Raw genomic sequence first — 25,975 nt, forward strand, 5'->3', positions numbered from 1 at the left:
TTCGGCAGGCCCTGTCGGGCCTTAACTTCGCTACGCGAAGCCTGCCTTCACCGAAACTGGCCTCAGGGCCTTTCCAGGCCCAGCGGAGGCCAGTTTTCCAGCTTCATGCCCAGGGTCAGGCCGCGTGCGGCCAGGACTTCCTTGATCTCGTTGAGCGACTTGCGGCCCAGGTTCGGGGTCTTGAGCAGCTCGTTCTCGGTACGTTGGATCAGATCGCCAATGTAGTAGATGTTTTCGGCCTTCAGGCAGTTGGCCGAACGCACCGTCAGCTCCAGGTCGTCGACCGGGCGCAGCAGCACGGGGTCGATCTGCGGGGTGCCGCGCACCGGCGCTTCGTACGAATCGCCCGCGCCTTCCAGGGCGGCAAACACCGAAATCTGATCCATCAGGATGCGGGCCGACTGGCGCACTGCTTCTTCAGGCGAGATCACGCCGTTGGTCTCGATGTCCAGCACCAGCTTGTCCAGGTCGGTACGCTGTTCGACACGAGCGCTTTCAACGGCATAGCTCACGCGGCGCACGGGGCTGTACGAAGCGTCCAGGACGATACGGCCAATGGTATGGGTGCGGTCTTCGGACAACGCACGCACGTTGCCCGGCACATAGCCGCGGCCCTTCTCGACCTTGATCTGCATTTCAACCTTGCCGGCTTCGGTCAGGTTGCAGATGACGTGGTCGGGGTTGATGATCTCGACGTCGTGGGGCAATTCGATATCGCTGGCCACCACGGTGCCGGCGCCATTCTTGCGCAGCACCAGGGTCACTTCGTCGCGGTTGTGCAGCTTGAAGACGACACCCTTCAGGTTCAGCAGGATGTCCACGACATCTTCGCGCACGCCCGGGATGGTCGAGTATTCGTGCACCACGCCGGTCATTTGCACTTCGGTCGGGGCATACCCCGTCATCGAAGACAGCAGGATGCGGCGCAGGGCGTTGCCCAGCGTGTGGCCGTAGCCGCGTTCGAAGGGCTCCATCACGATCTTGGCATGATGGGTGCCGATCGGTTCGACTTCGATGGAACGCGGCTTCAGAAAACCTTGAGTGGACATTTACAGTATTCCTTTTCAATACCCTCGGCTCGTTACACCGATAAGGCTGATGGAAACAAGAAAAAGCGCGGCAGATTGCCGCCTGCTACTTACCGCAAAGCCCGCCCCGCAAAAATTGGCGGAAGCGGGCTCGCGAGACCTGCAATCGGATACGCGGCACACGTCGCACGGCCACCGGGGCCGCGCGTGTGTCGATTAACGCGAGTACAGTTCGACGACCATCGATTCGTTGATGTCGCGAGCGACGTCAGCGCGATCGGGCACCGACTTGAAGGTGCCGGCCATCTTGTTGGTGTCGACTTCCACCCATTGGGGGATGCCGATGCTGGAAGCCAGGTCAAGCGCTTCGCGGATGCGGCCTTGCTTCTTGGCCTTCTCGCGCACCGTGATCACATCGCCGGCCTTGATCAGCATCGACGCGATGTCGGCGGTCTGGCCATTGACTTCGATGGCGCGGTGGCTGACCAGCTGGCGAGCTTCGGCGCGCGTCGAGCCGAAGCCCATGCGGTACACCACGTTGTCCAGACGCGATTCCAGCAGCTGGATCAGGGTTTCGCCGGTGTTGCCACGACGGCGCTCGGCTTCGGCAAAGTACTTGCGGAACTGCTTTTCCAGCACGCCGTACATGCGCTTGAGCTTCTGCTTTTCACGCAGCTGCAGGCCGTAGTCGGAAGTGCGGGCGCCCGAAGTGCGGCCATGCTGGCCAGGCTTGGAATCCAGCTTGCACTTGGAATCCAGCGAGCGGCGGGCGCTCTTCAGGAACAGATCAGTACCCTCGCGGCGCGAGAGTTTGCATTTGGGTCCAGTATAACGAGCCATTTGGATTCCCTTTAGATACGACGACGCTTCGGCGGACGGCAGCCGTTGTGCGGCACAGGCGTGATATCGGCAATGCTCGAGATCTTGATGCCCAGGGCATTCAGAGCACGCACCGACGACTCACGGCCGGGGCCGGGGCCTTTGATACGGACTTCGAGCGTCTTGATGCCGTATTCCAGCGCAACCCGGCCGGCGGTCTCGGCGGCCACCTGCGCGGCGAACGGCGTCGATTTGCGCGAGCCCTTGAAGCCAGCGCCACCCGATGTCGCCCACGACAGGGCGTTGCCCTGCCGGTCGGTGATGGTGATGATGGTGTTGTTGAAGGACGCGTGAACGTGCGCGATGCCGTCCGAGACGTTCTTCTTGACCTTTTTGCGCACGCGCGAAGCGCCGCTGGTGGAAGCTTTCGCCATTATCCTGTTCCTCGATTATTTCTTCAGGGACGCAGCAGCACGACGCGGTCCCTTGCGGGTGCGGGCGTTGGTGCGAGTGCGCTGGCCGCGCACGGGCAAACCGCGCTTGTGACGCATGCCACGATAGGTGCCCAGATCGATCAAGCGCTTTATCGACAGTTGCACTTCGCGGCGCAGGTCACCTTCGACCGTGAACACGCCCACGTGTTCGCGGATGCGTTCCAGTTCAGCGTCGGTCAGGTCCTTGACCTTTTTGGAAAGGGGTACATTTGCTGCTTCGCAGATTTTGCGAGCGCGCGTACGACCGATGCCAAAAATGGCGGTCAGGCCGATCTCGGCGTGCTGTTGCGGCGGAATGTTAATGCCAGCAATACGGGCCATGACTGTTCCTTGAATATATCCGTTGCGTGTCGCTAACCAGGGTTAGCCTTGACGCTGCTTGTGACGCGGGTCGGTGCAGATGACGCGCACCACGCCGTGACGTTTGATAACTTTGCAGTTGCGGCAGATCCGCTTAACCGATGCCATTACTTTCATGGTTGACTCCTAATTTTCCGTAATCCGGTCCGTTTACTTCGAGCGGAACACAATTCTTGCCCGCGTCAGGTCATAGGGCGTGAGCTCCACAGTGACCTTGTCGCCCGGCAAGATCCGGATGTAATGCATACGCATCTTGCCGGAAATATGGCCTAGCACCACGTGGCCGTTTTCGAGCTTGACGCGAAAAGTCGCGTTGGGGAGGTTCTCGAGAACCTCACCTTGCATCTGGATGACGTCGTCCTTAGACATTCTCTTCTGCTATCGCATCGGCAAACCCGAGGAGCCCTTGAAGTTCGCCTTCTTCAGCAAGGAATCGTACTGGTGCGACATCATGTAGGCCTGAACCTGCGCCATGAAGTCCATCGTCACCACCACGATAATCAACAAGGACGTGCCACCAAAATAAAACGGTACATTCCAGCGCATTACCAGGAACTCAGGCAGCAGGCACACCAACGTGATGTACAGCGCACCGACCAGCGTCAGGCGCATCAGGATCTTGTCGATGTAGCGCGCCGTCTGCTCACCCGGACGGATGCCAGGAACGAAAGCACCGCTCTTTTTCAGGTTGTCTGCAGTTTCGCGGCTGTTGAACACCAGGGCCGTGTAGAAAAAGCAGAAGAAAATGATCGCGGCGGAATACAGCGTGATGTACAGCGGCTGGCGCGGCTCGAGTGCCGCGGCCAGGTCGCGCAGCCACAGCATGCTGTCGCCCGTCGAGAACCAGCTCGTGATCGTAGCGGGAAACAGGATGATCGACGACGCGAAGATCGGCGGAATCACCCCGGCCATGTTCAGCTTCAACGGCAGGTGCGAACTCTGGCCGCCGTAGATCTTGTTGCCCACCTGCCGCTTGGCATAGTTGACAGTGATCTTGCGCTGCCCGCGTTCGACGAACACCACGAACGCAGTCACCAGAACCACCAGCGCCACGATGAACAGCGCCGAAGGCACGGCCATCGCGTTGGTGCGCACCAGGTCCAGCAGCCCGGCCAGAGCCGAAGGCAAACCGGCTACGATACCCGCGAAAATCAGGATCGAGATGCCGTTGCCCAGGCCGCGCTCGGTGATCTGCTCGCCCAGCCACATGATGAACATGGTGCCGGTCAGCAGCGTCACGACCGTCGTGAAGCGGAACAACATGCCCGGATCGATCACCAGGCCCGGCTGGGATTCCAGCGCCACCGAAATACCCACCGCCTGCACCAGCGCCAGCACGACCGTGCCATAGCGGGTGTACTGGGTGATCTTGCGGCGGCCGGCCTCGCCCTCTTTCTTGAGGGCTTCCAGCGAAGGAACCACGACGGCCATCAGCTGCATGATGATCGATGCAGAGATGTACGGCATGATCCCCAGGGCGAAGATCGAAAAGCGCGACAGCGCGCCGCCCGAGAACATGTTGAACAGGCCCAGGATTCCACCCTGGTTCTGGCGGAACAGATCCGCCAGCGCTTCCGGATTGATACCCGGAACAGGGATGTGCGTACCCAGACGGTAAACCATCAGGGCGAGCACCAGGAACGCGAGCCGGCGCTTCAAATCGCCGTACCGCGATCCGGTCTTGCCTAGTGCCTGTGCATTAGCCACGTGTTACCTCGCAATCAAGCAAGCGAGCCGCCCGCGCCTTCGATGGCGGCGCGCGCGCCGGCCGTCGCGGTGATGCCCTTGAGCGTCACCTTGCGCGAGAGTTCACCAGACTTGATGACCTTGGCGTAGCGCACAGCCTGGCCCACGACACCGGCGGCCTTCAGCACTTGCACGTCGACCTCGTCGGCGGACAAGGCCTGCAGGTCCGACAGGCGGACTTCGGCGTAAAGGTGCTGGCCCAGGGGCTTGAAGCCACGCTTGGGCAGGCGGCGCTGCAGCGGCATCTGGCCGCCTTCGAAGCCGACCTTGTGGAAACCGCCCGAGCGCGACTTCTGGCCCTTGTGGCCACGGCCGGCGGTCTTGCCCAGACCCGAGCCGATGCCACGGCCGACGCGGCGCTTGGCGTGCTTGGCGCCCTCGGCGGGCTTCAGCGTATTGAGTTGGATTTCCGACATCGTAATTCCTTAGGCTTCCGAGACGGTCACGAGATAATCCACCTTGCGGATCATCCCGCGCACCTCGGGCGTGTCGACCAGGACGCGGCTGCTGTTGATGCGGCGCAGACCCAGGCCGCGCACGGTGTCGCGGTGGGATTGCTTGGTGCCGATCACCGAGCGCACGAGGGTAACTTTGATCTGCTTCTGAGCCATGATTTACCCCAGGATCTCTTCAACAGTCTTGCCGCGCTTGGCAGCGACTTCCGACGGAGTCAGGGAAGCGCGCAGGCCGTTGAGCGTGGCACGGACCATGTTGTAGGGGTTGCTGGAGCCGAGGCTCTTGGCAACCACGTTACGCACGCCCATCACTTCGAAGATGGCGCGCATCGGGCCGCCGGCAATCACGCCGGTACCTTCGGCAGCGGGCGAAATCAGCACGGTGGAAGCGCCATGCTTGCCAACCACCGAGTGATACAGCGTGCCGTTCTTCAGGGCAACCTTGAACATGCCGCGACGGGCCTGTTCCATTGCCTTCTGAACCGACACCGGCACTTCGCGAGCCTTGCCCTTGCCCATGCCGATACGGCCATCGCCGTCGCCCACCACGGTCAGCGCGGCGAAGCTCATGGTGCGACCACCCTTCACCACCTTGCTGACACGGTTGACTGCGATCATTTTCTCGCGCAGGCCGTCGTCGTTCTCTTTTTCCGCGGCGCCTTTGCCTTGTACTTTAGCCATTTGACAGATCCTCGCTTAGAACTTCAGGCCGGCTTCACGCGCGGCATCGGCCAGCGCCTTCACGCGGCCATGGTAACGAAAGCCCGAGCGATCGAAAGCCACCAGCTCGATGCCGGCCGCCTTGGCCTTTTCGGCAACGCGCTTGCCCACCAGCGTCGCAGCGGCAGTGTTGCCGCCCTGGCCGGTTTGACCGGCCAGCTGCGCACGCACTTCGGGTTCCAGCGTGGAAGCGCTGACCAGCACGCGATCGCCTTCCGGCGAAATAATGTTGGCGTAGATGTGCAGGTTCGAGCGGAAGATCGAGAGGCGATGAACGCGCAGCTCGGAAATCTTCCGACGGGTCGCAACCGCACGACGCAAACGGGAAACTTTTTTGTCCATGATTCGTCCTTGCGTGCGCCGTTATTTCTTCTTGGTTTCTTTGATGATGACGCGCTCGTCCGCATAACGCACGCCCTTGCCCTTGTAGGGTTCGGGTTCGCGATAGGCGCGGATTTCAGCGGCCACCTGACCGACGACTTGCTTGTTGGGGCCTTTGATGATGATTTCCGTCTGGCTCGGGCATTCAGCCTTCACGCCAGCGGGCAGCTTGTGCACGATGTCGTGCGAGAAACCGAGCTGCAGCTTGACGGCATCACCCTGGGCCTGGGCGCGGAAACCCACGCCAACCAGGTTCAGCTTGCGTTCGAAGCCCTTGCTCACGCCGGTGACCATGTTGGCCACCAGGGCGCGCACGGTACCCGACATGGCGCCAGCATGGCGCGAGTCGTTGGCGGCAACAAACGTCAGCTTGCCGTCGTCCAGGGTGATGTTGACGTCACCGGTCAACGCCTGGGTCAACGTGCCCAGCGGGCCCTTGACGGTAATCTGATCCTGCTGGATGTTGGCTTCAACACCCTTGGGCAGCTCGACCGGATACTTAGCGATACGTGACATTCAAGATCTCCTTAGGCCACGTAGCACAGCACTTCGCCGCCGACGCCGTTTGCACGGGCCTTGCGGTCGGTCATGACGCCGCGCGAGGTCGAAACGATGGCCACGCCCAGGCCGTTCATGACCTGAGGAATGTTGCTGCGGCCCTTGTAGATACGCAGGCCGGGGCGCGAGACGCGTTCGATGCGCTCGATGACCGGACGGCCGGCGTAGTATTTCAGGGTGATTTCCAGCTCCGGCTTGGCCGGGGTGCCCTTGACTTCAAAGCCGTCGATGTAGCCTTCGTCCCGCAGCACGGCGGCGATAGCCGCCTTCAGCTTCGAGGAGGGCATGCTCACCGTAACTTTGTCAACTTGCTGCGCATTGCGAATGCGAGTCAGCATATCGGCGATGGGATCGCTCATGCTCATGTTTTATTCTCCTACCAGCTGGCCTTGGTGATGCCGGGAATTTCACCCTTCATCGCCATTTCACGCAGTTTGTGGCGGGTCAGGCCAAACTTGCGGAAGACGCCGCGCGGACGGCCGGTAACGGCGCAGCGGTTACGCTGGCGCGTCGGGTTGGCATTGCGCGGCAGTTGTTGCAGCTTCAGCCGAGCTTGGTAACGCTCTTCGTCGGTCTTCGACTGGTCGTCGATGATCGCCTTCAGTTCGGCGCGCTTGGCGGCGTACTTGTCGGCCAGCTTGGCGCGCTTGATGTCGCGATTGATGAGGGAAAGTTTAGCCACGTCATCAGCCTCTTAGTTACGGAACGGGAAGCTGAAGGCGGTCAACAGCGCCTTGGCTTCTTCGTCGGTCTTGGCGGTAGTGGTGATGCTGATGTTCAGCCCACGCAACGCGTCGATCTTGTCGTACTCGATCTCGGGGAAAATGATCTGCTCTTTCACACCGATGTTGTAGTTGCCACGACCATCGAAGGCACGGCCCGAGATGCCGCGGAAGTCGCGCACGCGAGGCAGCGCCACCGCCACCAGGCGATCCAGGAATTCGTACATGCGCTGGCCGCGCAGCGTGACCATGCAGCCGATCGGGTAGTTTTCGCGGATCTTGAAGCCGGCAATAGCCTTGCGGGTCTTCGTCACCACGGGCTTCTGGCCGGCGATCTTGGCCAGGTCGGCCACGGCATGCTCGATAACCTTCTTGTCGGCAACCGCTTCCGAGACACCCATGTTCAGGGTGACCTTTGTGATGCGCGGCACTTCCATCAGGCTCTTGTAGCCAAACTTGCCCTGCAGCTCAGGAGCAACCTTGCTTTTGTAAAGATCTTGCAAACGAGACATGTGTGTCGCCCCTTACGCCTTGGCGCCAACAACGGCGCCATTGGAACGGAACACGCGGACCTTGCGACCGTCGATCACTTGGACACCGACGCGATCGCCCTTGCCCGTGGCCGGGTTGAACAGCGCCACATTGGAAATATGGATCGGCAGGGTCTTTTCGACGATACCGCCCGGATTGTTGGCCATGGGATTGGCCTTGACGTGCTTCTTGACGACGTTGACGCCCTCGACCAGAACGTGGTCGGCATCGACGCGAGCCAGCACGGTACCGCGCCGCTTCTTGTCGCGGCCGGTCAGGACGATGACTTCGTCGCCTTTACGGATTTTGTTCATCGAGGGCTCCTTACAGCACTTCGGGGGCCAGCGACACGATCTTCATGAACTTCTCGGTACGCAGTTCGCGCGTAACGGGTCCGAAGATGCGGGTGCCGATAGGCTCCAGCTTGGCGTTGAGCAATACGGCGGCATTGCCACCGAAGCGGATCAGCGAACCGTCTTTGCGGCGCACGCCCTTGGCGGTGCGAACCACCACGGCGTTGTAGATTTCGCCTTTCTTGACGCGGCCGCGGGGGGCTGCATCTTTGACGCTCACCTTGATGATGTCGCCGATACCGGCATAACGGCGCTTGGAGCCACCGAGCACCTTGATGCACATAACAGCGCGCGCACCGGTGTTGTCGGCCACGTCCAGCGTGGTCTGCATTTGGATCATGATTTTTCCTGTTCCAACTTAACCGGAAACATGGTTTTCCACCCTGGAAACCCCGCATTTCCCGCCAGTTTTGGTCCCGTCAGGTCCGCCGCCCGCTTTAAAGACAATCTTCAAAGGCAATGCCGCGACCCTGGGTTGAAATCCTGCGGATGCTTCTCCCGCCACCGCTAATTGCCCTGACGGCCCGCAGGACCAGCCTGCAAATACCGTGCAAATCAATAACGATAAGTCGGGAAAGCTGTCAATTCTACCCCGGTCGCGAGCAACATGCAAGTCCTGGCACCCAGTCATTTGGTGTGCCGCCGTGCAGGTGTTGTGTCCGCGCGGCAAGGCAGGGCGGCCCGGGTGCGTCCCTGAAATTTGCGGGCGCGCGCAGGCGGCGCCCGGCGGGCCGGCCGGGGCCGGCGCCACCTGCCGCAATTGGCTCCCGGCTGGGGTGGCACAGTGGACCAAGCACAGCCGGCCAAGCTGGTTTAGACTGAGAGGCACTTTACTGCCCCTTTCTTTCGCAAGGAACTCTGGAATGTACGAACAATTGGCGCTGTATATCGACGGCGAATTCCTGGCCGGCGAAGGCCGCCGCACGCAAGATGTCATCAATCCGGCCACGCTTGAGGTGCTGGGCCAATTGCCGCATGCCACCGAAGCCGACCTGGATCGTGCGCTCGCCTCTGCCCAACGCGCCTTCGAATCTTGGAAGCACAGTTCGCCCATGGAGCGCTCGGCTATTTTGCGCAAGGTGGCGTCGCTGTCGCGCGAGCGCGCCCAGGAAATCGGCCGCAACATGACGCTGGACCAGGGCAAGCCGCTGGCCGAGTCGGTGGGCGAGATCACCTCCTGCGCCGAACATGCCGACTGGCACGCGGAAGAATGCCGGCGCATCTACGGGCGGGTCGTTCCGCCGCGCAACCCGAACGTGCGCCAGTTTGTCGTACGCGAACCCATCGGCGTATGCGCCGCGTTTACCCCCTGGAACTTCCCTTACAACCAGGCTATTCGCAAGATCGCCGCCGCCCTGGGCGCCGGTTGCACGGTTATCCTGAAAGGCCCCGAAGACTCGCCCAGCGCGGTCATGGCAATCGCCCGCATGTTCCACGAAGCCGGCCTGCCCAAGGGGTGCCTGAACGTTGTCTGGGGCGAGCCCGCCAAGATATCCGACTACCTGATCCGTTCGCCCATCGTGCGCAAGGTCTCGTTCACCGGCTCGGTGCCGGTGGGCAAGCAGCTGGCCGCGCTGGCAGGCGCGCACATGAAGCGCGTAACGATGGAACTGGGCGGCCATTCCCCGGTGCTGGTGTTCGATGACGCCGACGTCGGCCGGGCTGCCGAGATGCTGGCGAAGTTCAAGATCCGCAATGCCGGCCAGGTTTGCGTGTCGCCGACCCGCTTCTATGTACAGGAAAAGGCCTACGAAGAGTTCCTTGCCCGTTTTACCGAAGTGCTCAAAGGCGTAAAGGTGGGCGACGGGCTGCAGGAAGGCACCCAGATGGGGCCCCTGGCGCACGAACGCCGCGTGCCCGCCATGAGCAAATTCGTGGAAGACGCCCGCCAGCGTGGCGGCAAGATTGCGCTGGGCGGCGAGCCGATGGACCGCAAGGGCTACTTCTTCTCGCCCACGGTGGTTACCGAGGTGCCTGATGATTCGATGTTGATGACCGAAGAACCGTTCGGCCCCTTGGCGCCGGTGGTTCGCTTCAAAGACACCGACGAAGTCCTGCGGCGCGCCAATAGCCTGCCTTTCGGCCTGTCGTCGTACGTGTTCACGAACTCGTTGCAGACCGCGACCAAGGTCAGCAATGGGCTCGAGGCGGGTATGGTCAATATCAACCACTTCGGCAGTGCGCTGGCCGAGACGCCTTTCGGCGGCATCAAAGACAGCGGCATCGGCAGCGAAGGCGGCCTGGAAACCTTTGACGGATACCTGGTCACCAAGTTCATCACGCACGTGTAGGCCCAGCTTGGTGCAAGGGGGCCTGCGCCAGGCGTCAGGCTCCCGCACGGTGCCTGACCGCCTGGAAGGGCAAAAAAAAACGGCAAGGAGCAATCCTTGCCGTTCTCATGTCAGGGCGGCGTACCGCCCTGCTGCACCATTAGATGATGCGCACCGCTTCGACCAGACGCACCACGCTCCACGACTTGGAACGCGAGATGGGACGGCCTTCCGCGATTTCGACAGTGTCGCCTTCGTTGTACTGGTTCGACTCGTCGTGCGCCTTGTACTTTGCGGAACGCATGACGATCTTGCCATAGATGGGGTGCTTGACGCGGCGTTCGACCAGAACGACCACAGTCTTGTCCATCTTGTTGCTGACGACCTTGCCAACCAGCGTACGCTGGCGCTTGGGTTGAGTAGTTTGAGTTTCGCTCATGATTATTTCCCTGCCTTCTCGGTCAGCAAGGTACGCACGCGCGCGATGTCGCGCCGCACGTTGCGCAGCTGGCTGGTGTTGGCAAGCTGCTGCGTGGCCTTCTGCATGCGCAGACCGAATTGCGCCTTCAGCAGGCTTTCGAGTTCTTTACCGAGCTCGGCGGCGTCTTTCGAACGGAGTTCGCTGGCTTTCATTGTGTACTCCTTAAGCACCGATATGACGCGCGACGAACGTGGTCGAGATCGGCAGCTTGGCCGCAGCCAGGCGGAACGCCTCGCGCGCCAGCTCTTCGCTCACGCCTTCCATTTCGTAGAGCACCTTGCCGGGTTGGATTTCGGCGACCCAGAATTCCGGGTTGCCTTTACCGTTACCCATCCGGACTTCGGCAGGCTTTTGCGAGATCGGCTTATCCGGGAAAATGCGAATCCAGATACGGCCGCCACGCTTGATGTGACGGTTGATGGCACGACGAGCGGCTTCGATCTGGCGAGCGGTCAGACGGCCGCGGCCAGTGGCCTTCAGGCCGAACTCACCAAACGAAACGTTGGTACCGCGCGAGGCCAGGCCAGTGTTGCGGCCCTTGTGCTCTTTGCGATATTTTCTGCGAGAGGGTTGCAGCATGGTTATTCTCCTTCAGGCGCCGGAGCAGCGTCCGCCTTGCGGGGACCACGGCCACGGCCACCCGGACGACCGGGACGGCCGCCATCAGGGCGGTCGCCACGCGGCGCGCGACGCGGACGGCGTTCTTCTTCACGCGGGGTAGCGGCTTCGGGCGGCAATTCGCCGTTGGCCAGCATGTCGCCCTTATAGACCCAGACCTTGATGCCGATCACACCATAGGTGGTGTGGGCTTCCGAGGTGCCGTAATCGATATTGGCCTTCAGCGTGTGAAGCGGCACACGACCTTCGCGATACCACTCGGTACGTGCGATTTCGATACCGTTCAAACGGCCCGAGCTCATGATCTTGATGCCCTGGGCGCCCAGGCGCATGGCGTTCTGCATGGCGCGTTTCATGGCGCGGCGGAACATGATGCGCTTTTCGAGCTGTTGGGCGATCGAATCGGCGACCAGCTGGGCATCGGTTTCCGGCTTGCGGATTTCCTCGATGTTGACGTGCACGGGCACGCCCATCAGGCGCTGCAGGTCGACCTTCAGGCTTTCGATGTCTTCGCCGCGCTTGCCGATCACCACGCCCGGACGAGCCGAGTAGACGGTGATGCGGGCATTCTTGGCGGGGCGCTCGATGATGACGCGGCCAACCGAGGCGCTCTTGAGTTTTTTCTTCAGGTACTCGCGAACGCGGATGTCTTCGGCCAGCATGCCGCCGAAAGCTTTGTCATCAGCGAACCAGCGCGAGGACCAATTACGGGTGACCGCGAGACGGAACCCAGTGGGGTGAATTTTCTGACCCATCGTGACTCCTTAGGCTCCGACCTTGACCGTGATGTGGCAGGTCTGCTTCTCGATGCGGTTACCACGGCCCTTGGCGCGAGCCGAGAAACGCTTCATCGATTGCGCCTTGTCGACGTAGATCGTGGTGACCTTCAGTTCGTCGATATCGGCGCCGTCGTTGTGTTCGGCATTGGCGATGGCGGACTCGACAGCCTTTTTCAGGATGCCGGCGGCCTTCTTGGGGGAAAAGGTGAGGATGTTCAGCGCCTGAGCGACCGACTTGCCACGGATCAGATCCGCGACCAGACGGGTCTTCTGCGCCGAAATGTGTACCCCACGGATAACGGCAGTAGTTTCCATCGCTTACCTCTTCGCCTTCTTGTCCGCAGCGTGGCCCTTGAACGTACGGGTCAGCGCGAACTCGCCGAGCTTGTGACCGACCATGTTCTCGTTGATGTAAACGGGAACGTGCTGGCGGCCGTTGTGCACCGCGATCGTCAGGCCGATGAACTCGGGCAGGATCGTGGAACGGCGCGACCAGGTCTTGATCGGCTTCTTGTCTTTGCCCGCAACGGCCGAGTCCACCTTCTTGATGAGATGGGCGTCGACAAACGGGCCTTTCTTGATCGAACGTGACATAGTGTTCGCCTCTTACTTGCGCTTGCGCCGTTGGACGATCATATTGTTCGTCCGCTTGTTGCGACGGGTCTTGTAACCCTTCGAGGGCGTGCCCCACGGGCTGACCGGTTCGCGTGCTTCGCCGGTGCGGCCTTCGCCACCGCCGTGCGGGTGATCCACCGGGTTCATGGCCACGCCACGAACGGTCGGACGCACACCGCGCCAACGCATTGCACCGGCCTTGCCGATCTGGCGCAGGCTGTGTTCTTCGTTACCGACTTCACCGATGGTGGCACGGCACTCGATATGCACGCGACGGACTTCGCCCGAACGCAGACGCACTTGAGCGTAGGTGCCTTCACGGGCCAGCAGCACCGCCGACGCGCCAGCCGAACGCGCCATCTGGGCGCCCTTGCCGGGGATCATTTCGATGCAGTGGATCGTGGTACCCACCGGGATGTTGCGGATCGGCAGGGTATTGCCGGCGCGGATGGGGGCTTCGATGCCCGACACCAGCGTGGCGCCCACTTCCAGGCCGCGCGGCGCGATGATGTAGCGACGCTCGCCGTCGGCGTAGCACAGCAGAGCGATGTGCGCCGTACGGTTGGGGTCGTACTCAAGGCGTTCCACCTTGGCCGGAATGCCATCCTTGTTGCGACGGAAGTCGACAACGCGGTAGTGCTGCTTGTGGCCACCGCCACGATGACGCACGGTGATATGGCCGTTGTTGTTACGGCCCGAACCGCGGGTCTTCTTTTCGAGCAGGCCGGCGTAGGGCGCGCCTTTGTGCAGGCTGGCGTTAACCACCTTCACCATGCCGCGGCGGCCAGCCGAGGTCGGTTTTACTTTGACGAGGGCCATTTACTTCACCTCCGCAAAGTCGATTTCCTGGCCTTCCTTGAGCGCGACATAGGCCTTGCGCTCGTTGCGACGGCGACCCACGAAGCGGCCAAAGCGCTTGACTTTGCCCTTACGGTTGAGGACCTGCACGGACTCGACCTGCACCTTGAACAGCAGTTCGACGGCAGCCTTGATTTCCGGCTTGGTGGCATCGGCCACGACACGGAAAGCGAATTGCTGATTCTTTTCGGCAACCATGGTGGCCTTTTCGGTCACCACAGGAGCCAGAATGACTTGCATCAGGCGTTCGGCGTTCATCCCAGCATCTCCTCGAGTTGAGCGATGGCCGGCTTGGTGATCAGCACCTTCTTGTAGTGGATCAGCGACAATGGATCGGCGTAACGCGGTTCGACCACGGCAACGTGCGGCAGGTTGCGCGTGGCGAGGTAGATATTTTCGTCAACGTTGTCGGTGATGATCAGCACCGAATCCAGACCCAGGGTCTTCAGCTTGGCCACGGCCAGCTTGGTCTTGGGCGATTCGAGGTCGAACGTCTCGACAACAGCGATGCGGTCTTCGCGGGCCAACTGAGACAGAATCGAACGGATGCCCGCGCGATACATCTTCTTGTTGACCTTCTGGCTGAAGTTTTCTTCAGGCGAGTTGGGGAACGTGCGACCACCCCCACGCCACAGCGGCGACGAGGTCATACCGGCGCGCGCGCGGCCGGTACCCTTTTGGCGCCAGGGCTTCTTGGTGCTGTGCTTGACTTCGGCGCGGTCTTTCTGGGCGCGGTTGCCACTGCGTGCGTTGGCCTGGTAGGCCACGACGATCTGGTGAACCAGCGCTTCGTTGAAGTCGCGACCGAAGATGGTGTCCGGCGCGCTGAAAGTAGCGGCCTCACCTTGGTCGTTCAGGAGCTTGAGATCCATGTTGCTTACGCCCCCTTCTTGGCCGGCGCCTTGATGGCCGGACGCACGACGACATCGCCACCCGCGTGGCCCGGGACTGCGCCCTTGACCAACAGCAGGCCACGTTCGGCGTCGACGCGCACGATGTCGAGGTTTTGAACAGTACGGGTCACGTCGCCCAAGTGGCCAGCCATGCGCTTGCCGGGGAAGATGCGGCCCGGGTCTTGCGCCTGGCCGATCGAGCCGGGCACGCGGTGCGAACGCGAGTTACCGTGCGAAGCGCGTTGCGAACCGAAGTTGTGGCGCTTGATGGTGCCGGCGAAGCCCTTACCGATGGTGGTGCCGGTGACGTCGACCTGCTGGCCGGCCTCGAAGACGGATTCCACGGCAATGACGGCGCCCGGGGTGAATTCGGCCAGACGGGCCGGATCCAGGCGGAATTCTTTCAGGATGCTGCCGGCTTCGGCGCCGGCCTTGGCATAGTGACCGGTTTGCGGCTTGGTCACGCGCGAGGCACGACGAGTGCCATAAGCCACCTGGATCGCGGCATAGCCGTCGGCTTCCAGGGACTTGATCTGGGTCACGCGGTTGTTCGACACGTCCAGCACGGTTACCGGAATGGATTCACCATCTTCGGTAAAAATGCGGGTCATGCCGACCTTGCGACCCACCAGACCCAGCCGGTGCGCGGCGGGCGTGGACGTCGTATTCGACATTGTTTTCTCCATTCCCGACTGCGATTGGTCGGGGCTAATCGGACCGGAAAACAGCTCCGGGCCTACAAATTCAGGTAACCAGCGGCAAGCAACTACAAATAACCGGCCACGGCTTCTGCTGCCAAAACGGCAAGCTGGGCATCATACCATGCTTCAAACCAAGATCGCAAGGCTCTCTTTGCGTGCGCGCCTGGCCGGGCATGTGGGCGTGGGGCCGCGCGTGCCTGGCGCAACCCGGCATGCACAATGCATGCGGCATCCGGCAAAACAAAATGGCCGTACCCGCGAGGGACGGCCATTTACTGTGCGGTATCGACGCGAGACGCAGGTGCGGACGCGTCGCGACCCACCTTATTACTGCAACGCGATTTCCACGTCGACGCCGGCCGGCAGATCGAGACGCATCAGGGCGTCCACGGTCTTGTCGGTGGGATCCACGATGTCCATCAGGCGCTGGTGCGTGCGAATCTCGAACTGGTCGCGCGACGACTTGTTCACGTGGGGCGAACGCAGCACGTCGTAGCGACGGATGCGCGTGGGCAGCGGCACGGGGCCACGAACCACGGCGCCAGTACGCTTGGCGGTATCGACGATTTCTGCCGCCGACTGATCGATCAGCTTGTAGTCGAAAGCTTTCAAGCGGATGCGGATCTTCTGGTTTTTCATGGTGATTCCTAAAGAACGAAAGACGAAGGCGGTAGAAGAGGACCCGCCGCCTTCGCTGGTGAGGGATCGCCTTAGGCGATGATCTTGGCGACGACGCCGGCGCCGACGGTACGGCCGCCTTCACGGATGGCGAAGCGCAGACCTTCTTCCATGGCGATGGGCGCCAGCAGCTTGACCGTCATCGACACGTTGTCGCCCGGCAGCACCATTTCCTTGTCCTTGGGCAGTTCGATCGAGCCGGTCACGTCCGTCGTGCGGAAGTAGAACTGCGGACGATACCCGTTGAAGAACGGCGTGTGACGGCCGCCTTCTTCCTTGGACAGGATGTACACCTCGGCGGTGAATTCCGTGTGCGGCGTGATCGAACCCGGCTTGGCCAGCACCTGGCCACGCTCGACGTCTTCACGCTTGGTGCCGCGCAGCAGAATACCCACGTTGTCGCCGGCCTGGCCCTGATCCAGCAGCTTGCGGAACATTTCCACGCCCGTGCACGTCGTCTTGACCGTCGGCTTGATGCCCACGATTTCGATTTCTTCGCCAACCTTGACCACGCCGCGCTCGACGCGGCCCGTGACCACCGTGCCCCGACCCGAGATCGAGAACACGTCTTCCACAGGCATCAGGAACGTGCCGTCAACCGCGCGCTCCGGCGTCGGAATGTACGTGTCCAGCGCCTCGGCCAGCTTCAGAATCGCCTGCTCGCCCAGCTCGCCCTTGTCGCCTTCGAGCGCCAGCTTGGCCGAACCCTTGATGATCGGCGTGTCGTCGCCAGGAAAATCGTACTTCGACAGCAGCTCGCGCACTTCCATTTCCACCAGCTCGAGCAGCTCGGCGTCATCAACCATGTCGGCCTTGTTCAGGAACACGATGATGTACGGCACGCCAACCTGGCGGCTCAGCAGAATGTGCTCACGCGTCTGCGGCATCGGGCCGTCTGCGGCCGAACACACCAGGATCGCGCCGTCCATCTGCGCCGCGCCCGTGATCATGTTCTTGACGTAGTCAGCGTGGCCCGGGCAGTCAACGTGCGCGTAGTGACGCGTATCCGTCTCGTATTCAACGTGCGACGTGTTGATCGTGATGCCACGCGCCTTCTCTTCCGGCGCCGCGTCGATCTGGTCGTAGCCGCGGGCTTCCCCGCCGAACTTCGTCGACAGCACCGTCGTGATCGCCGCCGTCAACGTCGTTTTGCCGTGGTCAACGTGACCAATCGTACCCACGTTCACGTGCGGCTTGGTACGTTCAAACTTGCCTTTTGCCATGATCTTGTCCTTTGACTTTCAAGGAAACTGGGATGATTTGCCACGCTTCCGGATCACGGAAGCGTGGCGACGGTTATTTACTTGGCCCGAGCGGCGATGACTTCGTCAGCGACGTTCTTCGGAGCTTCAGCGTAATGCTTGAATTCCATCGTGTAGGTAGCACGACCCTGCGTCAGCGAACGCAGGTTGGTGGCGTAGCCAAACATCTCGGCCAGGGGAACCTCGGCCTTGATCGCCTTGCCGCCGCCGACCATGTCTTCCATACCCTGCACCATGCCGCGCCGCGAGGACAGGTCGCCCATCACGGTGCCGGCGTAGTCTTCGGGGGTTTCGACTTCAACGGCCATCATGGGCTCGAGCAGCACGGGGCTGGCCTTGCGCATGCCGTCCTTGAAAGCCATGGAAGCGGCCATCTTGAACGCGTTTTCGTTGGAGTCGACGTCGTGGTACGAACCGAAGAACAGCGTGACCTTGACGTCCACCACCGGGTAGCCGGCCAGCACGCCGGCCGGCAGGGTTTCCTGGATGCCCTTGTCGACTGCCGGGATGTACTCGCGAGGCACCACGCCGCCCTTGATGGCGTCGACGAACTCGTAGCCGCCGCCCGGGGGCAGAGGTTCGAGCTTGAGCACCACGTGGCCGTACTGGCCGCGGCCGCCCGACTGCTTGACGAACTTGCCTTCGATTTCGTCGCAGGTCTTGCGGATGGTTTCGCGGTAGGCCACTTGAGGCTTGCCGACGTTGGCTTCAACGCCGAACTCGCGCTTCATGCGGTCAACCAGGATTTCCAGGTGCAGTTCGCCCATGCCCGAGATGATGGTCTGGCCGGATTCTTCGTCGGTACGCACGCGGAACGACGGGTCTTCCTGGGCCAGGCGCGACAGGGCCAGGCCCATCTTTTCCTGGTCGGCCTTCGACTTGGGCTCGACGGCCTGCGAAATCACGGGCTCGGGGAACTCCATGCGCTCGAGCAGGATGTGCGAATCGATGTCGCACAGCGTTTCGCCGGTGGTGACGTCTTTCAGGCCCACCACGGCGGCGATGTCGCCCGCCAGAACTTCCTTGATTTCTTCGCGGTTGTTTGCATGCATCTGCAGCAGACGGCCGACGCGTTCTTTCTTGCCCTTGATGGGGTTGAAGACGGTGTCGCCCGAACGCAGCACGCCCGAATACACGCGCACGAAAGTCAGCTGGCCCACGAACGGGTCGCTCATCAACTTGAACGCCAGCGCAGACATTTTTTCGCTGTCGTCGGCCTTGCGCGAGACTTCGTTGCCGTCGTCGTCCTGGCCACCGACCGGCGGAATGTCGATCGGCGAGGGCAGGTAGTCGATGACCGCGTCGAGCATGCGCTGCACGCCCTTGTTCTTGAAGGCGGTGCCACACAGCATGGGCTGGATTTCGCCAGCGATGGTGCGCTGGCGAATGGCAGCGTTGATCTCGGCTTCTTCGAGCGAACCGGTTTCGAGGTACTTGTTCATCAGTTCCTCGGTGGACTCGGCGGCAGCTTCGACCAGCTTTTCACGCCATTCGCTGGCGGTGTCTTGCAGTTCGGCCGGGATGTCGTGGTATTCGAACTTGGTGCCCTGGCTGGCGTCGTCCCAGATGATGGCTTTCATCTTGACCAGGTCGATGACGCCCTTGAAGGAATCTTCGGCGCCGATGGGGATCACGACGGGCACGGGATTGGCGCGCAGGCGGGTCTTGAGCTGGTCGTAGACCTTGAAAAAGTTCGCGCCGGTGCGGTCCATCTTGTTGACGAAGGCCAGGCGGGGCACGCCATACTTGTTGGCCTGGCGCCACACGGTTTCGGACTGGGGCTGAACGCCACCCACCGCGCAATACACCATGCAGGCGCCATCGAGCACGCGCATGGAACGTTCGACTTCGATGGTGAAGTCAACGTGTCCCGGGGTGTCGATGATGTTGATGCGATGCTCGGGGTAGTTACCAGCCATGCCGCGCCAAAACGCCGTCGTAGCTGCCGACGTAATCGTGATGCCGCGCTCTTGCTCTTGCTCCATCCAGTCCATGGTGGCTGCGCCATCATGCACTTCGCCAAGCTTGTGGTTGACGCCGGTATAGAACAGGATGCGTTCGGTCGTGGTGGTTTTCCCTGCATCGATGTGCGCAGAGATGCCAATGTTGCGATAGCGCTCGATCGGGGTTTTGCGGGCCATGGTAGGGGTGTCCTTAACCTTAAATTACCAGCGGAAATGGCTGAAGGCCTTGTTGGCCTCGGCCATCTTGTGCGTGTCTTCGCGCTTCTTCATCGCGGCGCCACGACCTTCGGAGGCATCGACGAGTTCGCCTGCCAAGCGCAGGACCATCGACTTTTCGCCGCGCTTCTTCGCGGCTTCGCGCAACCAACGCATAGCCAGTGCCAGGCGGCGCACGGGGCGCACTTCAACCGGCACTTGGTAGTTGGCGCCGCCCACGCGGCGGCTTTTCACTTCGACGATCGGCTTGATGTTGTTGATCGCCAGGCTGAAGACTTCGATCGGCTCTTTGCCGGTCTTGGCCTGCACTTGCTCGAGCGCGCCATAGACGATGCGCTCGGCGACGGCCTTCTTGCCGTCCAGCATGACGACGTTCATGAACTTGGCGAGCTCGACGCTGCCGAACTTGGGATCGGGCAGAATCTCGCGCTTGGGTACTTCGCGACGACGGGGCATATTGCTTCCTTGTGTCAGTTCAGTTGAACCATGTCTTTTGACATGGCCACGGCCGCCCATCGGGACGGCCCCTTACGTGCCGCGCACCGTCCCGGCAAGGGGTTGGCGCGGTTGCACAGTGTTGGCGACGCTTGCGCGCAGCCGGGTACAGCAAAAAACGGGTAAGGCGTATTAGGCCTTTTTCGGGCGCTTGGCGCCGTATTTGGAGCGAGCCTGCTTGCGATCCTTGACGCCTTGCAGGTCGAGCGAGCCGCGCACGATGTGATAACGCACACCCGGCAGGTCCTTTACACGACCGCCGCGCACCAGCACCACCGAGTGCTCTTGCAGGTTGTGGCCTTCGCCGCCGATGTACGAAATGACTTCGTAGCCGTTGGTGAGGCGCACCTTCGCAACCTTACGGAGAGCGGAGTTCGGCTTCTTGGGGGTGGTGGTGTACACACGGGTGCACACGCCGCGACGCTGCGGGCAGTTTTCGAGCGCGGGGCTCTTGCTCTTGATGATGCTGACTTCGCGCGGCTTGCGCACGAGCTGGCTAATGGTAGGCATGACCTTTTAAATCCCTTTTACGTACCACTGGTAAGTACTTTGTGTACTCTTGTCGCTATTGGGCTGCCCTGGGCTGGGCCGACACCGCCAGCGAGAGGCAGTTCACGCAAAACCGCCTCAAACGTTCCGTACGTAAAAGAGCGGGTCTTGCAAACAAAACACATAAAGCCGGCTGCCACAGGCTGGCCCGATTTTATGCGCAAATAATGCAGTAAGCCCTTCAGCTTAACCCAGATCGCAGTTCGTGTCAAAGCACCCCGTGCCCGCCCGGCCAGGGCGGCGCGTCAAGGGTTGGCGAACAGGTAGCCGCTGCCGTATACCGTGCGGATGGGCAGCGTGGCGCCGGCCAGTTCGGCCTTGCGCCGCAGGCGGCTGATGATCACATCGATGCTGCGCGCACCGCCGGTGCGGCCGACATGGGCATCGGATTCGAGTTTTTGATTGAGTTCGGCGCGCCCGACCGCGTGTCCGGCGACCTCGAGCAGCGCCTGCACCACCAGGCGTTCGTTGGCAGACAGCGAAATGCTGACGCCCGTGGGCGATACCAGCGTCCAGTTCTGGTCGCGCATTTCCCACCGGCCGGCGAACTTCGTATCAAGGTCCGAAAAAGGGGCCGGTTCGATCGAACTCCCCGGCAGGCGGCGCGCCAGCGCCAATAGCACACAGGTCAGCTCCCGGCTGTCGGCCGGGTGCTGCAGGCAGATGTCGGCACCGCTTTGCAGGCAGCGCAGCCGGCCTTCGACGCCCGCCGTGCAACCCGTCACGACGATGCCCAGTGCCGGCGAGGCCCGAAGACGCGACACCAGCGCATAACCGATTTCCCCAAGCTGGTTGATATCGAGAACCGTTGCATCGTAGTGCTCGGACTCGAGCTGCCTGAAGAGCTCGAGCGGGGTGGCGCACCCTTCGGCCGCGATGCCTGCCTGAGAGAAAACCGCCACGGTCTGCTCGCGGATTGTTGCGTCGGGCGCCATGATGAGTACGTTGAGTTGCTTCATACCGTTGTCCCTAAAGATCGCCGGCCCTTATTTGCGCTGCGGCATGTCGGGTCAGATGCGATATTTCTGAGACAGTGTGACGCTAAGTTGCGCGACAACGTAGTCAATCTTTGTCAACTTGACGTTGCTTGACGATCACAATGTTGCAAGAGTCTATTAAGAGCAACGGCGCGTTATCATTGCACTGCGGTATCGAGTTACGAAGCCCGTCAGCTTGAAAAGGCCCTTATGCTCTCTACAGCACCAAAGCCTATGCGCGTCGCCTCGCTTGAAGACGACCTTGATCAAGCGCGATATATCCAGCAAGTCCTTACCAATGCGGGATATTCCTGCCAGAGTTTCCCGCGCAGCCGGGATCTGCTGGCAGCCACGCGCAGCCAGCAGCCCTTCGACCTGATCATCCTCGACTGGCAGGTTCCGGACATGGCCGGCGACGAAGTGTTGCGGCAATTGCGCGCTACCCTGGGGATGCAGACGCCTATCATCTTCCTGACCAGCCGCGACCAGGAAGCCGACCTGGTCCAGGGGCTGCAGGCCGGCGCCGACGACTACGTCACCAAGCCGTTGCGTCCGGCGGAGTTGCTGGCCCGCATCGGGGCCCTGCTGCGGCGCAGTCGCGCCGCGCAGCCGGATCACACGCCGTTCTCCGTGGCAACGTACCGCATCGACCCGCTCAATCGTGTCATTTCGCTCAATGGCACGGATGTCTTGCTTGCCCCCAAAGAATTCGAGCTGGCGCAGCTTTTCTTTCGAAACGTGGGCCGCCTGCTTTCGCGCGAGGTGCTGGCCGAAAGTGTCTGGAACCGCGAAATTCCCGCCACATCCCGGACATTGGACACACATTTGTCCAATATTCGCCAGAAGCTCCAGTTGCGGCCGGAAAACGGGGTGCGCCTGGCGTCGTCATATGCGCTGGGATATCGGCTTGAACTATTGAGCGAAGGTGCAGGCGCACCACACACGCCAGGCCCCCGCTGAGCCTGCGCTATCCGGAGACTTTTTACATGATCTCGCGTCCGACGCGTATATTTGTATGGGCGTGGCTGACAATGACCTGCAGCCTCGCCGCGGCCCAGCCCCTGGGCGCGCTGGGAGACGACTTCGTCTATCGGGTCCGCCCGGGAGACACCCTGATCGGCCTGGCAGGCGCCTATACCCGCAATGAAGCAAACTGGAGCGTCCTGCAGCGGCTGAACTCGGTGACCGACCCCCACCGCTTGATGGTGGGCCGAGAGTTGCGCATTCCATTTTCAATGATCCCCGAGCGGCCGGCGGCGTCCCAGGTCGTGCACGTCAGCGGGGCGGCCAGCATCGACGGCGCGCCATTGCGCGTGGGCATGACAGTCGCCGAAGGCGCGGTTATCACCACGGCGCCCAACGGCTTTGTCACATTGCAGCTGGCCGACGGCAGCAAGGTCACCCTGCCGCAGCAGGGCACCACGGAGCTGCAACGCTTGCGCCAGTTCGACGGATCCGAGCTTACGGACTCCATCCTGCGGGTGGAAAGCGGCGTCGTGGAGTCGCATGTGGCACCATCGGGACAGGGGGTGGGCCGCTTCGAAGTGCGTACCCCGGTCGCCGTGACGGGCGTGCGCGGCACTCGCTTTCGTGTGCGCGCCGACACGCAGGGCGTGCGCAGCGAAGTCATCGACGGCAGCGTGCGCCTGCATTCCCATGCGTCCGGCCACAGTCCGGGCGCCGCCGTGGCAGTCAATAAGGGCCACGGTGCGGCGGTGGGCGCCGATGGCGTCTTGAAGGGCGTGCATACACTGCTGCCGGCGCCGACGGTCGGCGAGCCCCAGAAGGCCGGCTCCGGCCAATGGACAGCCGCGGTGTCGCCGGTGCCCGGAGCGGTAGCGTACCGGGTCCAGGTATCGCGCGATGCCGAAGGCCTGGAGCTCACTTCGTCGCAACGCTTTGCCGGCACCGACATTCGGTTTTCCGCGCCCGGCAGCGGTGTCTATTTCGTGGCGGTGCGGGCCATCGACGCAGCCGGAATCGAAGGCAGTGACGCGAAACTGCAGTTCGAAGCCACCAATGTGCTGACCACTGCATGGGGTTTCCCAGTGTCGCTGGAACATGGCGGCGTAGTCACCCTGGCAGACTACTGATACGCGCGACCCTGCCATGCCGTCCCGGGCGCCCCACCTCAAGTGCAGCCAGTATTCCCGGCCGCTACTGACCTTGCTGCTGGTTGCCCTGACCGCGTTGGCCGGGGCGCTCAACGGGCTCGGACGCACCGACCAGTTGGCATACGACCGCGCCCTGTCGCTGGCTGGCCGGCCCGCGCCTGCGGACGTCGTGCTGATCATGATCGACGATGAAAGCCTGGCCGCGCTGGGGCGCTGGCCGTGGCCTCGTGCGGTACATGCGGCGTTGCTGGATCGCCTGCACGATGCGCGCGCGGTCGGGCTGGACATCGTCTTTGCAGACGCCGACGAGGCGCGCCCGGAAAGCGATCGGGCCTTGGCTGAGGCCATCGCGCGGCACGGCCGTGTCGTATTGCCGGTGGTGCTGGACAATCTGGAAAGCGCCAGGCGCGTCGAGTTCCCGCTCGCGCCGCTTGCGGACGCCGCTGCGAGCCTGGGTTTTATCAACATCGTTCCCGATGCCGACGGGGTGGTCCGCCATGCGACCTGGAACCATGGCGCAGAAGGCCGGCCGTGGCGGCACTTCGCCCTGGCAATGCTGCAAGCCGGCGGCCAGGATCGGCTGGTTCAGGATTTCCTGCGCCACTTGCCAGGCGAGCCGACCTTTATTCCGTATATCGGCGCCCCCGGCCATTTCTCGATGGTGTCATATTTGTCGGTATTGCGTGGCGATTTGCCGCCGGACTATTTCCGCGACAAGTATGTATTGGTCGGCACATGGGCCACGGGCATGGGCGACATCTTCCCCTCGCCGGTGTCACATCGCGCCAGCGGCATCTCGGGCGTCGAAATCATGGGCACGCTGCTGCAGAGCGTGCGCGAAGGTCGGATATTGCGCACGGCGCCGCCGTGGCTGAGCGCCGCCGCCAGCGCTGTCCCGGTGCTGCTGCTGTGCCTTGCGCTGCCCTGGCTGTCACCACGGCTGAGCGTGCTGTCGGTGGCGGTGTTGCTTGCGTTGGTATTGATCGCGGCAGCGGCTGCCTTGAGCCTGGCTAATCTATGGATCCCGCCGACGGCCGCCCTGCTGGGGGTGGCCGTGTGCTACCCGGTGTGGAGCTGGCGCAGCCAGGAAGCCGCCCTGCGCTACATGGCCGGCGAGCTCAGGCGCCTGCGGCTCGAGTATCCGCCGATCATGCAGGAGGCCGGCACACAGGACATCCGGGTGAGTCGCTCGCTTGACCAGCATGTGGCAGAGCTCGACCAGGCACTGAGCCGGGTGCGCAACCTGCGCCGCTTCTTGATAGACGGCCTGGACGGCCTGCCCGACGCCACCCTGGTAATCGACCAGGCGGGCCGCCTGCAGTTTCGCAACCGGCCTGCCGTCATGTACTTTTTGAACCTGAGCATCCGGCCGCCGCGTATCGGCGGCGAACTCGCGCCGGCGCTGCAACAGGCATTCGACGACCCGTCCACGCGGCAGATGGTCGGCCAGGCCTTGCACGCCCCGCGCCACGACGCACAAACGTCTCACGCAGCGCATTCCCGCATCGAAGTCCGCGACCGCGCCGGCAATGATCTTTTGCTGCGGTGCGCGCCCATCCATACGGCCCGGGGCGACTACGCCGGGCTGGTGGTGTCCTTGAGCGACATTACCGCCATACGCCAGGCCGAGCGGCAACGCGAAGAGACACTGCGCTTCATTTCGCACGATATGCGGGCGCCGCAAAACTCTATCCTGGCATTGGTGGCGCTGAAGCAGTCCGGACAGGGCGACGAACCGGCCGGTGTCACGCTCTCACGCATTGCGCAGCTCGCGCATCGCACCTTGGGGTTGGTGGATGACTTCATCCATCTGACCCGCGCCGAATCCATGGACATCACCCGGGCGCCGCTGGATCTTGCCGACATGGCGCGCGACGTCGCCGACGAGTTCTGGGCCGCCGCCCAGGGGCGCAGGGTTGGCGTGCACGTACAGGCGCCACCAGCCCCCGCGCTTGCTTACGGCGACCACGCGCTGGTCCGCCGCGCCATCTGCAACCTCGTGGATAACGCCATAAAGTACAGTCCGCCCGGCGGCCAGGTTCAGTTGAGCGTGTCCGCCGGAAACGAAGACACCTGGGATCTGGTGGTCCAGGACGCAGGCCCGGGCATTGCGCCGGACGAACAGCGGCGCCTGTTCCAGCCATTTTTCCGTACGGGACAGGCCCATCGATCCGATGTACAGGGCGCCGGCCTGGGACTGGCGTTCGTGAAAACCGTGGCGCAGCGGCACGGCGGCCGCGTTTCCGTGCACAGTGAGACGGGCGCCGGCGCTCGATTCACGTTGACGCTGCCCAAAGCGTTGGACGACGCCATTTACAACGATTGAACGGCCCGAACG

General features: G+C 62.3%; 37 protein-coding genes. 4 read left to right on the forward strand and 33 right to left on the reverse strand.

The annotated features are described in order from the left end of the window. Positions 1-62 precede the first annotated feature (62 nt). From CAL19_RS18250 to rplN, 17 genes are all read right to left on the reverse strand, one after another. Complete coding sequence (locus CAL19_RS18250; RefSeq protein WP_026639671.1) at positions 63-1,049, reverse strand: DNA-directed RNA polymerase subunit alpha; 987 nt, start codon at positions 1,047-1,049, stop codon at positions 63-65. Between the two features lie 195 nt (positions 1,050-1,244). Continuing rightward, the gene (gene rpsD, locus CAL19_RS18255; protein ID WP_026639672.1) at positions 1,245-1,868 is read right to left on the reverse strand and encodes a 30S ribosomal protein S4; all 624 of its coding nucleotides are present in this window, start codon (positions 1,866-1,868) and stop codon (positions 1,245-1,247) included. An 11-nt stretch (positions 1,869-1,879) separates the two neighbouring features. Beyond that, positions 1,880-2,281: a 30S ribosomal protein S11 gene (gene rpsK, locus CAL19_RS18260; RefSeq protein WP_006216516.1), complete on the reverse strand. Its 402-nt coding sequence runs from the start codon at positions 2,279-2,281 to the stop codon at positions 1,880-1,882. A 15-nt stretch (positions 2,282-2,296) separates the two neighbouring features. After that, positions 2,297-2,662 carry a 30S ribosomal protein S13 gene (rpsM, locus tag CAL19_RS18265; RefSeq protein WP_012251748.1) on the reverse strand — a complete coding sequence of 122 codons (366 nt, stop codon included), beginning with the start codon at positions 2,660-2,662 and terminating at the stop codon, positions 2,297-2,299. A 42-nt stretch (positions 2,663-2,704) separates the two neighbouring features. Beyond that, complete coding sequence (rpmJ, locus tag CAL19_RS18270) at positions 2,705-2,818, reverse strand: 50S ribosomal protein L36 (RefSeq protein ID WP_003806928.1); 114 nt, start codon at positions 2,816-2,818, stop codon at positions 2,705-2,707. Between the two features lie 33 nt (positions 2,819-2,851). After that, positions 2,852-3,070 carry a translation initiation factor IF-1 gene (gene infA / locus CAL19_RS18275; protein ID WP_003806927.1) on the reverse strand — a complete coding sequence of 73 codons (219 nt, stop codon included), beginning with the start codon at positions 3,068-3,070 and terminating at the stop codon, positions 2,852-2,854. 9 nt (positions 3,071-3,079) lie between these two features. After that, the gene (gene secY, locus CAL19_RS18280) at positions 3,080-4,408 is read right to left on the reverse strand and encodes a preprotein translocase subunit SecY (protein WP_026639673.1); all 1,329 of its coding nucleotides are present in this window, start codon (positions 4,406-4,408) and stop codon (positions 3,080-3,082) included. Positions 4,409-4,422: 14 nt separating this feature from the next. Further along, positions 4,423-4,863, reverse strand: coding sequence for a 50S ribosomal protein L15 (gene rplO, locus CAL19_RS18285; protein WP_026639674.1), 441 nt, complete (start codon positions 4,861-4,863; stop codon positions 4,423-4,425). A gap of 9 nt (positions 4,864-4,872) precedes the next feature. Continuing rightward, the gene (gene rpmD / locus CAL19_RS18290) at positions 4,873-5,058 is read right to left on the reverse strand and encodes a 50S ribosomal protein L30 (RefSeq protein ID WP_026639675.1); all 186 of its coding nucleotides are present in this window, start codon (positions 5,056-5,058) and stop codon (positions 4,873-4,875) included. A gap of 3 nt (positions 5,059-5,061) precedes the next feature. Next, positions 5,062-5,583: a 30S ribosomal protein S5 gene (gene rpsE, locus CAL19_RS18295; protein WP_026639676.1), complete on the reverse strand. Its 522-nt coding sequence runs from the start codon at positions 5,581-5,583 to the stop codon at positions 5,062-5,064. A 15-nt stretch (positions 5,584-5,598) separates the two neighbouring features. Further along, positions 5,599-5,964, reverse strand: a complete 366-nt coding sequence (rplR, locus tag CAL19_RS18300; RefSeq protein ID WP_026639677.1) for a 50S ribosomal protein L18 — start codon at positions 5,962-5,964, stop codon at positions 5,599-5,601. Between the two features lie 21 nt (positions 5,965-5,985). Next, a complete protein-coding gene (rplF, locus tag CAL19_RS18305; RefSeq protein WP_026639678.1) occupies positions 5,986-6,519 on the reverse strand; it encodes a 50S ribosomal protein L6 in 534 nt (177 codons plus the stop codon). 11 nt (positions 6,520-6,530) lie between these two features. Continuing rightward, a complete protein-coding gene (gene rpsH / locus CAL19_RS18310) occupies positions 6,531-6,926 on the reverse strand; it encodes a 30S ribosomal protein S8 (RefSeq protein ID WP_026639679.1) in 396 nt (131 codons plus the stop codon). 11 nt (positions 6,927-6,937) lie between these two features. Then, a complete protein-coding gene (gene rpsN, locus CAL19_RS18315) occupies positions 6,938-7,243 on the reverse strand; it encodes a 30S ribosomal protein S14 (RefSeq protein ID WP_094797606.1) in 306 nt (101 codons plus the stop codon). 12 nt (positions 7,244-7,255) lie between these two features. After that, complete coding sequence (gene rplE, locus CAL19_RS18320; RefSeq protein WP_026639681.1) at positions 7,256-7,795, reverse strand: 50S ribosomal protein L5; 540 nt, start codon at positions 7,793-7,795, stop codon at positions 7,256-7,258. 12 nt (positions 7,796-7,807) lie between these two features. Next, the gene (gene rplX, locus CAL19_RS18325; protein WP_026639682.1) at positions 7,808-8,128 is read right to left on the reverse strand and encodes a 50S ribosomal protein L24; all 321 of its coding nucleotides are present in this window, start codon (positions 8,126-8,128) and stop codon (positions 7,808-7,810) included. Positions 8,129-8,138: 10 nt separating this feature from the next. After that, complete coding sequence (gene rplN / locus CAL19_RS18330; RefSeq protein ID WP_005017313.1) at positions 8,139-8,507, reverse strand: 50S ribosomal protein L14; 369 nt, start codon at positions 8,505-8,507, stop codon at positions 8,139-8,141. 523 nt (positions 8,508-9,030) lie between these two features. On the opposite strand from rplN, the gene CAL19_RS18335 reads away from it, so the two are divergent. Further along, positions 9,031-10,458: an NAD-dependent succinate-semialdehyde dehydrogenase gene (locus CAL19_RS18335; RefSeq protein ID WP_026639683.1), complete on the forward strand. Its 1,428-nt coding sequence runs from the start codon at positions 9,031-9,033 to the stop codon at positions 10,456-10,458. Positions 10,459-10,597: 139 nt separating this feature from the next. Here CAL19_RS18335 and rpsQ read toward each other — a convergent pair whose 3' ends face one another. The 16 genes from rpsQ to CAL19_RS18415 all read right to left on the reverse strand — a co-directional run bounded on the left by rpsQ (position 10,598) and on the right by CAL19_RS18415 (position 21,505). Next, a complete protein-coding gene (rpsQ, locus tag CAL19_RS18340) occupies positions 10,598-10,876 on the reverse strand; it encodes a 30S ribosomal protein S17 (RefSeq protein ID WP_026639684.1) in 279 nt (92 codons plus the stop codon). Positions 10,877-10,878: 2 nt separating this feature from the next. Next, positions 10,879-11,070 carry a 50S ribosomal protein L29 gene (rpmC, locus tag CAL19_RS18345; RefSeq protein WP_003806912.1) on the reverse strand — a complete coding sequence of 64 codons (192 nt, stop codon included), beginning with the start codon at positions 11,068-11,070 and terminating at the stop codon, positions 10,879-10,881. Positions 11,071-11,080: 10 nt separating this feature from the next. Beyond that, entirely contained in the window at positions 11,081-11,497 is a 417-nt protein-coding gene (gene rplP, locus CAL19_RS18350) for a 50S ribosomal protein L16 (RefSeq protein WP_026639685.1), read from the reverse strand. A gap of 2 nt (positions 11,498-11,499) precedes the next feature. After that, a complete protein-coding gene (gene rpsC, locus CAL19_RS18355) occupies positions 11,500-12,291 on the reverse strand; it encodes a 30S ribosomal protein S3 (RefSeq protein WP_026639686.1) in 792 nt (263 codons plus the stop codon). Between the two features lie 9 nt (positions 12,292-12,300). Continuing rightward, positions 12,301-12,630: a 50S ribosomal protein L22 gene (rplV, locus tag CAL19_RS18360; RefSeq protein WP_026639687.1), complete on the reverse strand. Its 330-nt coding sequence runs from the start codon at positions 12,628-12,630 to the stop codon at positions 12,301-12,303. 3 nt (positions 12,631-12,633) lie between these two features. Further along, on the reverse strand, positions 12,634-12,909 hold the full coding sequence (rpsS, locus tag CAL19_RS18365) for a 30S ribosomal protein S19 (RefSeq protein WP_026639688.1): 276 nt from the start codon (positions 12,907-12,909) through the stop codon (positions 12,634-12,636). 12 nt (positions 12,910-12,921) lie between these two features. Then, a complete protein-coding gene (gene rplB / locus CAL19_RS18370) occupies positions 12,922-13,749 on the reverse strand; it encodes a 50S ribosomal protein L2 (protein ID WP_026639689.1) in 828 nt (275 codons plus the stop codon). Then, entirely contained in the window at positions 13,750-14,046 is a 297-nt protein-coding gene (gene rplW / locus CAL19_RS18375) for a 50S ribosomal protein L23 (protein WP_026639690.1), read from the reverse strand. Further along, on the reverse strand, positions 14,043-14,660 hold the full coding sequence (rplD, locus tag CAL19_RS18380; protein WP_026639691.1) for a 50S ribosomal protein L4: 618 nt from the start codon (positions 14,658-14,660) through the stop codon (positions 14,043-14,045). Before rplD ends, rplW begins: the two co-directional genes overlap by 4 nt. 5 nt (positions 14,661-14,665) lie before the next feature. Then, the gene (gene rplC / locus CAL19_RS18385) at positions 14,666-15,355 is read right to left on the reverse strand and encodes a 50S ribosomal protein L3 (protein ID WP_026639692.1); all 690 of its coding nucleotides are present in this window, start codon (positions 15,353-15,355) and stop codon (positions 14,666-14,668) included. Between the two features lie 354 nt (positions 15,356-15,709). Further along, positions 15,710-16,021: a 30S ribosomal protein S10 gene (gene rpsJ, locus CAL19_RS18390; protein WP_012251770.1), complete on the reverse strand. Its 312-nt coding sequence runs from the start codon at positions 16,019-16,021 to the stop codon at positions 15,710-15,712. A gap of 71 nt (positions 16,022-16,092) precedes the next feature. Further along, on the reverse strand, positions 16,093-17,283 hold the full coding sequence (tuf, locus tag CAL19_RS18395; protein WP_094797607.1) for an elongation factor Tu: 1,191 nt from the start codon (positions 17,281-17,283) through the stop codon (positions 16,093-16,095). Positions 17,284-17,360: 77 nt separating this feature from the next. Then, positions 17,361-19,463 carry an elongation factor G gene (gene fusA / locus CAL19_RS18400; RefSeq protein ID WP_026639790.1) on the reverse strand — a complete coding sequence of 701 codons (2,103 nt, stop codon included), beginning with the start codon at positions 19,461-19,463 and terminating at the stop codon, positions 17,361-17,363. 24 nt (positions 19,464-19,487) lie between these two features. Further along, positions 19,488-19,958 (reverse strand): 30S ribosomal protein S7, encoded by a 471-nt coding sequence (gene rpsG / locus CAL19_RS18405; RefSeq protein WP_026639791.1) that lies wholly within the window; start codon positions 19,956-19,958, stop codon positions 19,488-19,490. A 171-nt stretch (positions 19,959-20,129) separates the two neighbouring features. Then, positions 20,130-20,507: a 30S ribosomal protein S12 gene (gene rpsL / locus CAL19_RS18410; RefSeq protein WP_005017264.1), complete on the reverse strand. Its 378-nt coding sequence runs from the start codon at positions 20,505-20,507 to the stop codon at positions 20,130-20,132. A gap of 284 nt (positions 20,508-20,791) precedes the next feature. Beyond that, the gene (locus CAL19_RS18415; RefSeq protein ID WP_094797608.1) at positions 20,792-21,505 is read right to left on the reverse strand and encodes a response regulator transcription factor; all 714 of its coding nucleotides are present in this window, start codon (positions 21,503-21,505) and stop codon (positions 20,792-20,794) included. Between the two features lie 252 nt (positions 21,506-21,757). On the opposite strand from CAL19_RS18415, the gene CAL19_RS18420 reads away from it, so the two are divergent. From CAL19_RS18420 to CAL19_RS18430, 3 genes are all read left to right on the forward strand, one after another. Continuing rightward, positions 21,758-22,483, forward strand: a complete 726-nt coding sequence (locus CAL19_RS18420; RefSeq protein ID WP_170941563.1) for a response regulator transcription factor — start codon at positions 21,758-21,760, stop codon at positions 22,481-22,483. Positions 22,484-22,554: 71 nt separating this feature from the next. Then, a complete protein-coding gene (locus tag CAL19_RS18425) occupies positions 22,555-23,616 on the forward strand; it encodes a FecR family protein (protein ID WP_231494576.1) in 1,062 nt (353 codons plus the stop codon). A gap of 16 nt (positions 23,617-23,632) precedes the next feature. Beyond that, on the forward strand, positions 23,633-25,963 hold the full coding sequence (locus tag CAL19_RS18430) for a CHASE2 domain-containing protein (RefSeq protein ID WP_094797610.1): 2,331 nt from the start codon (positions 23,633-23,635) through the stop codon (positions 25,961-25,963). Positions 25,964-25,975 lie beyond the last annotated feature (12 nt).

It is taken from the genome of Bordetella genomosp. 7, from assembly GCF_002261265.1.
Lineage (GTDB): Bacteria > Pseudomonadota > Gammaproteobacteria > Burkholderiales > Burkholderiaceae_B > Bordetella_A.